The organism is Thermococcus aciditolerans, from assembly GCF_008152015.1.
Classification (GTDB): domain Archaea; phylum Methanobacteriota_B; class Thermococci; order Thermococcales; family Thermococcaceae; genus Thermococcus; species Thermococcus celericrescens.
On the sequence record NZ_CP041932.1, the window covers coordinates 2116245 to 2130278 of the forward strand.

Genomic DNA, 14034 nt, shown 5'->3' on the forward strand with positions numbered 1-14034 from the left:
AAAATAACGCGAGACGGTGGTGGTCATCTTGGTCGAGGAACTCCTCAAGATAGAGCTCAAGGGCGATGAACTGCACCGGCGTCTCGGTGGCGGCATCCCCGCCGGGACGATTATGCTCATCGAGGGAGACAGGGGTAGCGGTAAGTCCATCTTCGTCCAGCGCCTTCTCTACGGCTTTCTCATGAACGGGTACACCGCCAGCTACATCTCCAGCCAGTACACCACGGTTGAATACATCAAGCAGATGGAGTCCCTCGGCTACGATATAATCCCTTTTCTAATCAGGAAGAAGCTCATGTTTGTCTCACTATACCCCCTTCTCACCGGTGTCAGCGAGAAAAGGAAGTTCCTCAGCCGGCTGTTCGGTGAGCCCAGGCTGTGGGAGCCGGACATAATGATAATCGATTCATTCTCATCACTCCTTTCCCGTGAGCAGGAGCCGAGCGCGGTTAGGGATTTTCTGCTGTACGTCAAGAAAATGGCCTCCCTGGATAAGGTCATCATCCTTACCGCGAACACGGAAGAGATCGACAGGGACTCCCTCTTCGTCCTTGAGGAAGCGGCAAGCATGCTCATCCGTTTGAGCGTCAAGGTGTTCGGTGGCGACCTGAAGAACTCGGCCACGATAGTCAAGTACAACAACGCCAAGGGACTGTTTCAGAAGATTATCCCGTTCCGTGTCGAGCCGAAGGTCGGGCTGATAGTAGAGATTGCGGCGGTGGTGTGACATGGCGCAGGTGGTCAGCGACACCCTTGAGGAGGCAATGGCGAGAAACCCCCACCTTAGAAAGTACGTTGATCAGTTCAGGAGGAAGTACGGAAAGCTCCCAGAGTTTCATCCTCAGCTCACCAGGGACATGAAGGACATAATGTACCCCAACATCCTCTACCCGGTAGGTGACCCCATCTTCATCCACATCTACGGGGACATGACGACCGACAAGAAGTACATCGTCATCGAGCCCCGCATCGAGAGCCGCGAGGAAGAGCAGAAGTACAACCGGATCAGGGACAAAATCCTGGAGCTCGCGCCGACCAGGGATATTCCCGAGGAGCAGGAAGAGTTTGAGCGCTTTCTGGATGCCCTCTTTGATGAAGCCGTGCTCGCGCTGGTTAAATCGGGCAAAGGCGGTTTAATGGGCAAGGGTCAGAAGTTTCTGATCACCAAGGAGGAGATGGAGAAGTTCCGCTACCTAATCAAGCGCGACATCATCGGTATCGGCCCGCTTGAGCCCATCGCCCGCGACCCCTACATCGAGGATATCCACATCATCGGCGCCAACAACATCTCCCTCGTCCACAAGATATTCGAGATGATGCCGACCAACATAACCTTCGGCGACGACGTCAAGCTCGCGGACTACTTCAAGAACATTGCCGAGCGTATTGGAAGGCCGATCAGCGACAGGACGCCGATAGTTGACGGTGCCCTCCCCGACGGCTCGCGTATCAACATCATCTACTCCCCTGACATCTCCATCAAGGGTCCGAGCGCCACCATCCGTAAGTTCTCGGCAACCCCCATCAGCATCATTCAGCTCATTTCATGGGGAACGCTGAGCGCCGAGGTTGCCGCCTATCTCTGGATAGCTCTTGAGTACGGTATGAGTGTTTTCGTCTGTGGTGAGACCGCTTCCGGTAAGACCACCCTGCTCAACTCAATAGTCCCATTCATCAAGCCGGGGTCCAAAATCTACACCGCGGAGGATACCCCCGAGGTTCAGGTGCCGCACCCCACATGGCAGAGACTCATAACCCGCGAAAGGGGTCCCGAGGAGAGCCGTGTTACTCTGTTCGACCTCCTGAAGGCCGCCCTGCGTTCAAGGCCGAACTACATCATCGTCGGTGAGATCCGTGGTGCAGAGGGTGCCATCGCATTCCAGGCCATGCAGACCGGCCACCCCGTTATGAGCACCTTCCACGCCGGTGATATCAAGAAGATGATACAGCGTTTCACCGGTCATCCCATCAACGTCCCGATAACCTTCATTGACAACCTCAACATAGCGGTCTTCCAGCAGGCTGTCTACATCAAGGGCAAGTTCCTGAGAAGGACGGTCAACGTCGTCGAGATCGAAGGCTACTACGAGGAGCTCGGTGGTGTCGCTACGAGGAACGTCTTCGAGTGGGACCCCGTGTCGGACAGGCACGTGTTCCGCGGTTTCAACAACTCTTACATCCTTGAGAGGAAGATAGCCGAGATAGCCGGTTACGAGGATCCCAAGGAGATTTACAACGAGCTGTTCCTCCGCGCGAGGATCCTCCAGAGGATGGTCGAGCTGGGCATAACGAACTACTGGGACGTCTACCGCGAGATCAAGGCGTTCTACCAGCGTGGAATCGAGGGCCTGAGCTTCAGAATCTAACGGGGTGATGGCATGGCCGAGGAGGGCATCAGCATCTTCACGAAGGCTGACCTGGATATGGGCACGTACCTCAGGAAGGTTCTTCTGCCGTACATGGCTATCTCGGCGGTTCTGTTCCTCGCTGTGGGCGTAATCGGAAGAATTTTCTACCTCCCCAGCGCCCTCAAGGTTCTCATGTTCCTGATTCCCGTTGTTCTCCTGATTTACGCCGCGGTGTATCCATACGTGATAGCGGATACCAAGAAGATTTCGATAAACTCAAAAATGCCGTACTTCATCACGTACTTCGCGGTTCTCTCGACGAGTGAAATGCGGAGGAGCGACCTCATCAAAATCCTCGCCAACGACCCCAAGCTGGGTGCCATAGCGAGCGAGCTCAAAAAGGTCCACACCGTGGTCAACAGACTTCACCTCTCGATGCCCGAGGCCCTCCGATTCCTCGCGAGGAGGACGCCCAGTGTAATGTTCGCCGACTTCCTCGACAGGCTGGCTTACTCCCTCGACAGCGGTGTTGACCTCAAGGAGTACCTTTTCCAGGAGCAGCAGACGGTCATGGACGACTACCAGACCTTCTACGAGGGTGCGCTCTACGACCTCGATATATTCAAGGAGATATACGAGTCGATAATTATCTCGGTCGTGTTCATCGCCGCGTTCGTCATCATAGGCCCCCTCATCACCGGCATGGACATCGGCAAGATGGGGCTGTACGCGGTTGCGATGACTCTCGCCGCCGAGGTTGGTATACTGCTCGTTGTTAAGTTCAGGATGCCCGAGGATCCCCTCTGGGCCGAGAACAGGGGTATAGATGACGTGAGGCGGAAAAGGATAACGAGGGCCGCGGTCTACTCGGTTATGGGAGTTGTTATAGTTGCACTCCTTTACTTCACCGTCATCAGGGTGAGGTTTGATATACCAGAGCCCTTCGTTCTCGCCCTCATCCTGACGCCCCTCTTTTACCTCGGACACGTTGTCAACAGTGAGGAAAAGAGGATATTCAGGAAGGACGAGAATTTTCCCGCGTTCATAAGGAGTCTGAGCTCATCCCTTGCCGCCAGCGGCGCCTCCCTTGTGCTGGTTCTCAAATACCTCAGTGCCCACGACTTCGGTTCCCTCACTGAGGACATCAGGGCGCTCTACAGGAGGCTCGCCATCAGGGTTGACAGGGACAGGGCGTGGGACTTCTTTATAACAGGAACCGGGAGCTGGCTCATCGGTATATTCTCGGAGATATTCCGTGAAAGCCTCCGCATGGGTGCGGAACCTGACTACGTTGGCCTCATCATCAGCAGGAACTTTGAGCGGCTCGTTCGTCTCAGGAGGAAGAGGCAGCAGAGCATAGCGAGCTTCGTCGGAATAATCTACGGTCTGACCGGGGCGTTTGCGTTTTCCCTCGCCGCCTCATTCCAGGTCGCCGTTTCGATAAGCCAGATGTTCGCCCAGATGCAGATACCCACCGAGTACATAGGGGATATAATCCACGTCATCCCGCCGTCGGGAATGAGGTTCCTCCTGTACATAATGCTGGTGATGATGGTGATGCACTCCTTCCTCTCCTCCCTCGTTATCAAGCTCGCGGACGGAGGTCACGTGCTCGGCACCGCCAGGTACTTCGTCATAATGTCGTGGATATTCGCGGTTGGTATGTACCTGGGTCAGACACTCATGGAGAGGATGATGGGAATGGGAGGGGGCGGTGAAACCGCCCAGATGTTTCTCCACCTTATGGGGGTGATACCGTGAGACGGGCCATCGTGTTCGCGCTGGTGCTCATGCTTCTGCTTCCGGTGGGTTTCGCCTCGGCGTCGTCCTTCAGCGGATGGCTCCCCCTGCCGGATTCGATTTCCATCGGGAACGTGACCCTGGAGTTCAGGGACGTCTCGCTGGACGGTGTCCTGGTTGGCACCGCGTACGCAGGGTCGTCATACTATGACTTCTCCCTCAGCCCGGGGGAGGGTTTCACCGCCGGGGACGTTGTGGTGCGGTACGTCAGGGTCACCGCGGTCGAGGGGCCCCTCGTATTCCTGAACGTGACATTTCCCCACATCGTTGAGGGCGAGACCGTTAGGCTGGGAGACTACTCGATTGAGCTGCTCTCTGTGGGGAGCAAGGGCGCGAAGGTGCGCGTTTCCCGGGGAAACGAGTCCAAGGACTTCACCTCCGGCACGTTCACCTTCGGCAACCTCAAGGTTGCCGTGAGCGCCTATCCGAAGGTCTTTGAGGGATACCTCCAGAGGGGCCAGAACGTGACAATCTCGGACCACGTGCTGACTTTCACCAACGCCACCGTTGAGGAATCCGCGGACGGCTTCACCGAAACGCTTTACTTTGAATACGGCGGAGATGAGTATTCCGTGGTCGTTGGAAAGGAGGCCGACATCGGCCCGTTCCACGTCAAGGCGGAGGATTTGGTCGGGGTTGAATACGCCAAGGTGACGGTGTTCTTCAGGGGGGCGTCGCTCGACGTTGAGACGGTTCCAGATGCGGTGTTCTCACTCTCCCTGGGTCAGACCCGGAACGTTGGTCCCTACGTGCTCCGCTACGACTACAAATTCGATGGTTCGATAAGGGCGTCCCTGCTCAACTCGTGCGGCGCGGTTCTGGCCACCTCCAAGCTCTCAAGCGGTGCCGTGGCGACGGGCCTGTACTACAAGGGGGCAACCGTAATCCTGGACGGCGTGGAGGACGACGGAAAGGCCACCTTTGAGGTCTTTCTCGACACGTCCAAGATTCCCGACGCGGGCAAGGTGGCCAACCTCCTGATCGAGGGTACCGCCGAGGACGGGAAGAGGTACCTTCCGATGAGTATTGCCTTCCGGGTAAAGAACACCGGCACGGTGGCCCTTTCGAACGTCACGCTCCGCTTCTTTCCGGAGGGTGGAGTGCGGGTTATTTCTGGGGGTGCGCTAGAGATTGCCCTCCTGAAACCGGGTGAGGAAAAAACCTTCAAGGTAACCGTCATGCCGACGGACGACGGCAACGTTACGCTTGGAAGGGTAGTTGCTGATGTTGTTGCTCCCTTTGAACTGGCCTGTGGGGGCTACACCAGGCTCACGTTCTCATCCAACCCCGTTACCGCGTACGTGGAGCCGTCGAGGGTTGCCTACTTCCTCAACGCATCGTGGGAAGGGGACCCTGCGGTGTATCATCCCGTGACCCTGAGGTTCCACGTCAGGAACGCCGGAGACGTGTCTGTACCAGCTAACCTCACGGTGAGCGTCCCGGAGGGCGTGACTATTGAGCCCGACGGGGTCTTTGGGTCCTACGGGGGTGGATTGGTCGCCCCTCTGAGCCTGGCACCCGGTGAAAACGTGACCTTCAGCGTCATGGTAATCCCCTACTCCCCCGGGAAAAAGACGTTCAGGGTTGCCCTAAACACCATCGCGGGGACCGTCAATTCAAGCAGGGTTGTGCTTGACATCGTGGCCCCAACCGGGAACGACACCGCGGTGATAACGAAGACCATCACCGTGACGACCACGGTACCTTCCAACGGAACCGTGACCGTCACCGAGACCCGTACAGAGACCACGTCCATCGAAAGCACTGTGACCGAAGTCCAAACGGTTCCGTACACACCAACAACCTCCAAGGTTGTGTGGATGGTAATCGGGATTGTTATCGGTGCCTTGACCATCATAATCTTGGCGTGGTATCAGGCCCACAGATCATGAGAAAGGTTGATACGCCCTTTTCTCTTTGTTTATCCAGTGAACACCAATGGAACAACTGGATGGGCTGTGGCGCCGGAGGGTGGCTTCCCTTGTGGAAGAGGGCATCATCAGGAGCGAGGCCGTTAGGAGGGCTTTTCTCAGGTATCCACGGTACCTCTTCGTTGAAAAGCGCTATCAAAGCTATGCCCACGTTGATGAGCCCCTTCCGATTCCCGCGGGGCAGACGGTCTCGGCTCCCCACATGGTGGCGATAATGCTGGAGCTGGCCGAGCTTGAGCGGGGAATGAACGTCCTTGAGATTGGAACGGGCAGCGGATGGAACGCGGCTCTGATCGCGGAGCTCGTGAAGAGTGATGTTTACACGGTCGAACGGATTCCCGAGCTGGTCGAGTTTGCGAGGAGAAACCTCGAGCGAGCGGGAGTGAAGAACGTTCACGTTTTCCTCGGCGACGGCACGAAGGGCTTTCCCCCCAAAGCTCCCTACGACAGGATGATCGTCACCGCGGGGGCACCGAAGGTTCCGGAACCCCTGATCGAACAGCTGAAGCCGGGCGGGAGGCTCATCATCCCGGTTGGAAGCCATCATCTCTGGCAGGAGCTGTATGTTATGACCAAGACCGAGGACGGGGAGGTCCGGAAGAAAAGATGGGGCGGGGTTGCCTTCGTCCCCCTTATGGGTGAGCACGGCTGGAGGGGGTAGGCTTTTAAGTTTCTCCTCGCTCTCTTTTCAGGTGGTACGATGGTTAAGCTCATAGCCTTTGACCTCGAGGGAACCCTAGTCAAATCCATCTCCAGCTGGGTTGAACTTCACAAGCGCTTTGGAACCTGGGAGAAGGGGAAGGAATACGCCGAGCTCTTCTTTGCGGGAAAAATAGACTACGTGAAGTGGGCCGAACTCGACGCCTCCCTCTGGAGAGGTCACACGGGGGAGGAGATCATGGAATGGGCGAACTCGGTTGAGTACATGGAGGGAGCGAAGGAGCTCATCGGGTTTCTCCGGGAGAACGACTTCAGGATAGCGATACTCAGCAGCGGTCTCATATGCCTCGCCGGAAGGATAGCGAAGGAGCTCGGGGTTGACTACGTCTTCGCCAACGAGCTGATATTCGACGAGAACGGCGTCGTTACCGGGGAGGTCAACCCCACCGTCGACTTCAAGAGCAAGGGGACCATACTCCGGGAGCTGAAGGCTGAGCTTGAACCCGAGGTAACAATAGCGGTCGGTGATGGATACAACGACCTGAGCATGTTTAAAGAAGCCGACGTCAGCATAGCGATAAACCCCCACGAGGGGGTGGAAGGCGACCACAACGTTGAGAGCCTCCACGAGGTGATGGAGATAATAGCGGGGCTGGAGCGGGGTCAGTGAAGGGCGTGTTCATCACGCCGCCCGCAGGGGCGGTATCAGCAAAGCAAAAGCTCCTCATTCCCCTGTCGGCCCGGCCGGAATCCCCGCCTCACTCCTCCGCGGGGTGGGCGGACGCCGGGCCGGATAAAACTTCGACGACGGTTTTAAATCCTTTTCTCACAGCCCCGCCACCTTGAGTACAAGCCACCAGAAGATGTCCCCCCAGAAGTACGCCATCAGGAACCCTATGAAAAGCGCCGGGGCGAAGGGCATTGATTTTTTCCTGAGGAAGGAGTTCTCAAGCCTTTCCTCCTCCACGAGGCGCTTGAGCTCTTCTATCTGCTCTTTTCTGAGCCCCTCCGCTGTGGGGGAAGCTATGATCCGTCCCCGCTTGGGCTTCAGCGATCCCGGGTCCCATGAGACTAGGGTGCGCTTAATGCGTTCAAGACCGTCCTCCCTGTCCCGCATTACCTCACCGTTAATCTCGTGGATGACCTCACCGAGTATGTCCCACTCGTTCAACTCCTCCACGGGGACCTCTTCCATCAGCACCTCCAGGCGCATGAACTTGACGGTGGAGAGGAGCACCTTTAGGAGGTAGACAAGGACAAAAACCCTCCCGGAGGTTAAGAGTGCGACCGTTGGATCCAGGTACATGAGGTATCCTAGGGACAGAATGCCGGCGGCGTTGCCGAGGTGGCGGAGCCTCATAAAGACGGGCAGCAGGACGAGCGCCACGAGGATTCCGGTTATAGGACTTGAGATTCCGGCGCTTCCCATGATTGCCTGAACGGTTATGACGGCAACTATCCACAGGGTGAACTCAACGGTAGTGCGCAGTCCTCCCACGAAGACCTCCCTCAGGGCGTGAAACCTCTTCCTGAGCACGAGGACGGCCAGGGAGTATATGAATATGAAGGGAAACACCGCCAGGATGCTGTTGAAAAGCACTGCCAGGGGGTACAGGGGGTACGTCGTTCCGTAGGGGGGGACGACATCCGCGGCGGCTGGGGCGAGGGGCAGAAGGGCGGAGAACGCCGCCAGAAGGACCACATCACCGCTGGCCCAGGCCCCGATGTAGTAGAGCAAAAGACCGAGGATAAAGCCCAGTATCAGTCCGATGAATCCGGAGGCGGCCAGCAGGCCATCATGGGCCTGTATTCCCAGGTACAGATAGTACAGGACGCCGACTTCGGCGGCCGGAATCACGATCTTGCCAAGCCAGGTGGGAAGCTCGCTCTCCTCTTCCTCCTCTTCCTCCCACCCGAGGAGACGTCCAATGAGAGTGAGGGTTGGAAAAGCGTGGTTGTCGAAGATGAACCCCGTCTTAATATCGGTGTAAGAGGTCAGTACTCCCGCTAAAAGACCCAGAATCAGGGGGACCGTCTCCATGATTTCACCTCACAGGTCTTCGAGTATCTGCTTCCGAACCTCCTTGGTGTAGTTGGAGACCGCACTGTTGAGATCGTGGACGCTACTCATGATGACCCGGATTGCCATCGTGACCAGTATCAGAACAGCAGCCAGCATGAAAAGGTACTCCAGCGCTCCCTGCCCCCTGTGCCTCATCGTTTACACCTGACTTTAATTCGGCGCTAAAGGATTTAAAAGTTTCCATCAGCCTTTTAAACGGGAAATGGAATCTGGGTCGTGATGAAGATGAGAGTGTACAGGTTGAGGGTTCGCGAGGAATACCTGGACTACATAAAGTCCGGCGAGAAGAGGATAGAGGTTAGGGTTGCCTACCCCCAGTTCCGGGGAATGAAGCCCGGCGACAAGATAATCTTCAACGATCAGGTTCCCGCCGTGATCACGGGCGTGAAGGAATACGAGACGTTCCGTCAGGTTCTGAGGGAAGAGCCCATAAAGAAGATCTTTCCGGATGAGCCGAGCTTTGAGAGGGCGGTGAAGCGGTTCCACGGCATGTACCCAAAGTGGAAGGAGAACCGCTACGGCGTCATCGCCATAAGGTTCAAGCTCGTGGGTGAGAAAAGCGGGCGGTGATCCCGGTGCACCACTTGGAGTTCGACGGACGCTACGCCGAGGCGATACTGAGCGGAAGGAAGAGGGCAACGGTGAGGCTCGGCAGGAGGCCGAATCTGGAGCCCGGAGATGAAGTTCTCCTGCACTCGGGCGGCTACGCGATAGGGAAGGCGGTTATCGAGAGGGTTGAGAGTAAAACGGTTGGCGAGCTTACCGACGAGGACGCTTTTCGGGACGGTTTTTCGAGCAGGGAGGAGCTTATAAGGGCCCTCAAAAGCCATTACAAACACGTGGACGACGACTCCATCGCTCACGTTATAGTCTTCCGTCTCGTGGAGAAGTTCGATAAGCCGGTCATGAGCTCGGATTACGCCTACGAGGGCAACCTCCCGGTGGAGATAGCCGAGAAGGCCCTCAAACATCTTGACCTCTCCGAAGAAGACAGAGAGCTCCTCGAACTCTTCCTCCAGGCGGGAAGTCTCAGAAAGGCCGCCCACCGGCTGGGGGGCATGAACAAGAGGTATCTGATTAGGGACGCCCTCAGGAGGGCTTACAAAGAGCTGAAAAGGAGGGGCATCATGGGGCCAAAGCTCTGATGCCCGTGAGCTGCCCTCCGGATTTTTCTCCCTGTGACGTCCCGGAGCCCATGGTTCAGCCATCCGGCACAAATTTGGACGGATGTTCAGAATTTCCGGCCGCTTCCTATCACTATCCCACCTCGAAAGCGGGAAGTCTTTTCTTAACGACGACCAACTTTCAGCGGTGGGAGAGCATGTGCCTTGTGGCGGGTGGACTCGGTTCAAATCTCAGGGACAGGTTCATCGTCATGATAAACGCCGGAAAGCATAGGGGAGAGGACAGCTTCGGCGTCTGGACGGACGAGGGCGTACTGAAATCGAGCGACTTCTCAAAGGTTCCCGAAATGCCCGACGGGAAGATAGGTCTCATACAGTGCAGGCTCGCCATGACTGGCTCCTTGGGCTTTACCCAGCCCTTCGTCAATGAGCTGGCCCTCATCCACAACGGCGAGATATACAACCACCGCGAGCTGAGGGCGTGGCTGGAGGGAAGGGGGGTATCCTTCGAGACGGACGTGGACAGCGAGGTAATCCTCAGGCTCATCGAGTTCTTCCTCGACCGCGGGCTGGACGCCTTCGGGGCGGTTCGGAAGGCGATGCTGATGATGGAGGGGGACTACGCCGTGGCCTTCTCCGACGGGGAGAGGATTCACCTCTTCCGCGACCCATTGGGTGTAAGACCGCTGTACCGCTCCCCGGAGGGATTCTTCGCGAGCGAGAAAAAGGTGCTGTGGGCCATCGGGCAGGAGGCCATTCCGGTGGGGCCCGGTGAGCTGGTCACAATCTCGCGGGAGGGCGTTGAAGTTAGGAAAGCCCTCCAGCTGGAAGAGCTGAGGAGGAAGCCCCTCGACCCCGGGAGGGCGGTTAAGGCCATCGGCAGGGCCCTGACCTGCTCCGTCCGCCACAGGGTGGGAAAGAAAACAGGGGTTCTCTTCTCCGGGGGACTGGACAGCTCCCTCGTTGCTCTCATCGCCTCGGAGTACTCCGACGTCGTCCTCTATACCGCGGGGGTGGAGGGAAGCCCCGACATCGAATGGGCCAGAAGGGCCGCGGACAGGCTCGGCCTGAAGCTCAGGGAGTACGTTTTCGACCTGGACGATGTGAGGGAAGCGGTTCCAAGGGTTGCCTTCGCGATAGAGGAGCCGAACCCCATGAATCTGGCCATCGGGATACCCCTGTACTTCGCCACTGGGCTCGCGAGGGATGACGGTGTCAGGGTTCTCCTGAGCGGCCAGGGGGCCGACGAGCTCTTCGGCGGCTACGCGAAGTACCTGGAGAGGCCCGAGCTTATGGAGGAAGATTTGAAGGGATTGGGTGAGAGGAACCTTGCCAGGGACGACAAGATAGCCATGTTGAACTCGGTGGAGGGGCGCTTCCCCTTCCTGAGCCTGTCCGTCGTCTCCGCGGCAATTAACACACCGCTCGATGCGAAGATATCCAGGGGTGTGAGGAAGGCCGTTCTGAGGAAAGCGGCGCTGGAGCTGGGTCTGCCGAAGGAGATCGCCATGAGGGAGAAGAAAGCCGCCCAGTACGGCAGCGGTTCCCAGAAGCTCCTGGAGAAACTCGCAAAGAGTGAGGGTCTGGGACTGAGGGAATACGCGGAGAAAGTCTTCAGGGAGATTTTTAAACGGGAATAAACGTTCCTGAACGTTCTTTAATAGTCCCGCCCCAAATGGGGCACCTCCACGTTTTTTCCTGCCAGCGGGGCTAACGCTGCCGAACGGTTTCGTGAAAAAGGCTTAAATAGGTCCTTTTCCAACAGTAAGCCGGTGAGAGAACGTGGAGCTGAAAAAACCTGCCGTCATTTTCATTGGACTCATCTTCATCCTGGCCGCCCTCCCAGGGGGGAGCGCCGCGGACCCCGGCATCGTTATCCTCGTGACGGACAACGAGGCTGACGCGGCGCTGGCGTACAGCGTGGCCGCCCTGCTGGATGCCAGGGTTATCGTAAGTCCCTGGGGAACGTACAGTCCGGAGATCAGCGCGGAGATTCTCAGCGAGGAGCCGGGGAGGGTGATAATAATCGGCGGACCCGTCGCAATCCCCGAGGACTACACGGGCGATCTGGACGACTTCGGAATCCCCTATGAGCGCTGGTACGGGGAGACGAGGTACGAGACAAATCTGGCCGTGATAGAGGGACTGAAGAAGGAGTTTCCGGAGGCTTTCGAGGGCATCGAGACCGTGGTAATCGCCAACGGCAGGGACGGACTCGCGCTGAGGGAGTACACCAGGACGGTTAAAATCGGGCCCTCCGGGACGCATGGAAGGCCCATCCTCATCCTGACGGACGAAGGGAAAACCAACGAGACACTTGAGGCGCTGGCAAAGTTCAGCGGGCTGAGGGGAGTCGTGTACATGACGACGTCTGACGGGGGAGGGCCCCTGTTTCCCCTGAACCAGGGGAAGGTTCTGGGATTTGCCAGGGAGCGCTTCGGGAACGACATAGGCACCGAAGAGAAAGCGACCTCGCCGGGGCCAAGGGACACCCTCGAGGTTCTCACGGCAGTCCAGAACAAGACGGACAGGGCGGAGAAGCTGCTCGACGGCCTCCAGATACCCGCCGCCAGAAGAAAGCTCGAAGCCGCCAGGGGCCTGCTAGAGGAGGCGTGGAGTGCGTACAACGCGGGCGACTACTCCAGAGCATACCTGCTGGCCATACGTGCGGGGGGAGAGGCGGATTTTGTGATAGCGAGGACGTACGTGGAAATAAGGACCGTGTACCAGGGCTCGGCGGAGGTGAGGCTCCAGAGAAGGCTTTCACAGCTTGAGGTCATGGTAAACGTCCTCAGGACAAAGGGCTACGATGTGGATGAGATAGAAAACCTGCTCCAGCAGGCGGAGGATGCCCTCCAGAGGGGGGATTACTCCGAGGTAATCAACGATCTCATACCCCGTATAAAGGAGATGCTGGCAGAAAAAACCGTCTGGAAGCACGGCGTGCCCCATCCACCCCGCTCCGAGGGACGGGACAGGGGCAGACCATAAGTCTTTTTAACGCCTCTTCTCCATTCTTCCCGGTCAAAATGAGGATTCTAATGGTCGGTCACTATCCCCCCCACGCCGGTGGCGTTGCCAACCACCTCGAGAGCCTCGTGAGGGAGCTCAGAAAACGCCACGAGGTTCACGTCCTGACCTACGGGCCAGTTGAGCCGAGGGAGTTCGAGCGGGAGTTCGTCCACCAGGTTAAGGTTCCGCAGGTTTACGGACTGAGGGGGACGAGCTTCGCCTTTCTGGGTTCCAGGAAAATCGTCCGGCTCCACAGGGAACTGGGGTTCGATTTGATCCACGCCCACTTTGTTGGAACGACCAGCTTCGCGGGCGTTCTCGCGAAGGAGAAAACCGGCCTTCCCCTCGTCGTCACGGCCCACGGAAGCGACCTGGAGCACACGGCAAAGCTGGCCCTCGGAAGGTTTTACGTGAAAAAAACCCTCGCCGAGGCGGACGCGGTAATAGCGGTCAGCCACTGGCTGGCAAGGAAGGCGCTGGCCCTCGGGGCGGGAAGGGTGAGCGTCATACCCAACGGGGTGCGTGAACTCGAAGGGGCCGGGGAACCGGGGAACGGGAGGAGGTACATCACGTTCATCGGCGCCCTCCGCGAATACAAAAGCCCTGGGACTTTCATAGAGCTGGCGAGGGCGCTTCCAGAGAGGGAATTCCTTGTGGTGGGTGACGGCCCGCTCAGGAGGAGTCTGGAAGCGAGTGCACCCGGAAACGTGAGGTTCTTGGGGCACAGAGGAGACGTCGGGAGGATCCTGTCGGAGAGCGTTCTCCTCGTCCTGCCCTCCAGGAGGGAGGGCTTTGGCCTCGTCATCATAGAGGCCAACAGCCTGGGCGTCCCGGCGGTGGGAAGGCGCGTGAGCGCGATTCCCGAGCTAATCAGAGCGGGAAAGAACGGACTCACCTTCGAGACGTTCGATGAGCTCGTTGAGGCCGTAAAGGTTCTCACCGAACCGAAAAAGAACCGGAAAGCCGGGGCCGTTGCGAGAAGGGTCGCGGCGCTCTACTCGTGGGAGGCCGTCGCGGCGAGAATCGAGGGGGTGTACTCCTCAGTGATTGGGTAACGTTTTTAACGGCCCCGACTC

General features: G+C 57.8%; 13 protein-coding genes. 11 read left to right on the forward strand and 2 right to left on the reverse strand.

What is annotated here, in order from left to right; translation table 11 throughout:
- Positions 1–28 precede the first annotated feature (28 nt).
- From FPV09_RS11620 to FPV09_RS11645, 6 genes are read left to right on the forward strand one after another with little or no spacing between them, the layout of a single operon-like run.
- Positions 29–727, forward strand: coding sequence for an ATPase domain-containing protein (locus tag FPV09_RS11620; RefSeq protein ID WP_148883872.1), 699 nt, complete (start codon positions 29–31; stop codon positions 725–727).
- Between the two features lies 1 nt (position 728).
- On the forward strand, positions 729–2366 hold the full coding sequence (locus tag FPV09_RS11625; RefSeq protein WP_148883514.1) for a type II/IV secretion system ATPase subunit: 1638 nt from the start codon (positions 729–731) through the stop codon (positions 2364–2366).
- Positions 2367–2378: 12 nt separating this feature from the next.
- Complete coding sequence (gene flaJ / locus FPV09_RS11630) at positions 2379–4109, forward strand: archaellar assembly protein FlaJ (protein ID WP_148883515.1); 1731 nt, start codon at positions 2379–2381, stop codon at positions 4107–4109.
- A complete protein-coding gene (locus FPV09_RS11635) occupies positions 4106–6040 on the forward strand; it encodes a CARDB domain-containing protein (RefSeq protein WP_148883516.1) in 1935 nt (644 codons plus the stop codon). Before flaJ ends, FPV09_RS11635 begins: the two co-directional genes overlap by 4 nt.
- Before the next feature lie 46 nt (positions 6041–6086).
- Entirely contained in the window at positions 6087–6740 is a 654-nt protein-coding gene (locus FPV09_RS11640) for a protein-L-isoaspartate(D-aspartate) O-methyltransferase (RefSeq protein ID WP_148883517.1), read from the forward strand.
- A gap of 39 nt (positions 6741–6779) precedes the next feature.
- The gene (locus FPV09_RS11645) at positions 6780–7409 is read left to right on the forward strand and encodes an HAD-IB family phosphatase (protein ID WP_148883518.1); all 630 of its coding nucleotides are present in this window, start codon (positions 6780–6782) and stop codon (positions 7407–7409) included.
- 156 nt (positions 7410–7565) lie between these two features.
- On the opposite strand, the gene FPV09_RS11650 is transcribed toward FPV09_RS11645, so the two are convergent.
- On the reverse strand, positions 7566–8780 hold the full coding sequence (locus FPV09_RS11650) for an A24 family peptidase C-terminal domain-containing protein (RefSeq protein ID WP_148883519.1): 1215 nt from the start codon (positions 8778–8780) through the stop codon (positions 7566–7568).
- A gap of 9 nt (positions 8781–8789) precedes the next feature.
- Positions 8790–8957 (reverse strand): class III signal peptide-containing protein, encoded by a 168-nt coding sequence (locus FPV09_RS11655; RefSeq protein ID WP_083500618.1) that lies wholly within the window; start codon positions 8955–8957, stop codon positions 8790–8792.
- A gap of 90 nt (positions 8958–9047) precedes the next feature.
- On the opposite strand from FPV09_RS11655, the gene FPV09_RS11660 reads away from it, so the two are divergent.
- The 5 genes from FPV09_RS11660 to FPV09_RS11680 all read left to right on the forward strand — a co-directional run bounded on the left by FPV09_RS11660 (position 9048) and on the right by FPV09_RS11680 (position 14013).
- Positions 9048–9392: an ASCH domain-containing protein gene (locus tag FPV09_RS11660; protein WP_058938569.1), complete on the forward strand. Its 345-nt coding sequence runs from the start codon at positions 9048–9050 to the stop codon at positions 9390–9392.
- A 5-nt stretch (positions 9393–9397) separates the two neighbouring features.
- The gene (locus tag FPV09_RS11665; RefSeq protein ID WP_148883520.1) at positions 9398–9967 is read left to right on the forward strand and encodes an ASCH domain-containing protein; all 570 of its coding nucleotides are present in this window, start codon (positions 9398–9400) and stop codon (positions 9965–9967) included.
- Positions 9968–10143: 176 nt separating this feature from the next.
- Positions 10144–11586, forward strand: a complete 1443-nt coding sequence (asnB, locus tag FPV09_RS11670; protein ID WP_148883521.1) for an asparagine synthase (glutamine-hydrolyzing) — start codon at positions 10144–10146, stop codon at positions 11584–11586.
- 142 nt (positions 11587–11728) lie between these two features.
- Positions 11729–12937, forward strand: coding sequence for a hypothetical protein (locus tag FPV09_RS11675; RefSeq protein ID WP_148883522.1), 1209 nt, complete (start codon positions 11729–11731; stop codon positions 12935–12937).
- Between the two features lie 38 nt (positions 12938–12975).
- Positions 12976–14013 (forward strand): glycosyltransferase family 4 protein, encoded by a 1038-nt coding sequence (locus FPV09_RS11680; RefSeq protein WP_168194769.1) that lies wholly within the window; start codon positions 12976–12978, stop codon positions 14011–14013.
- Positions 14014–14034: the final 21 nt, after the last annotated feature.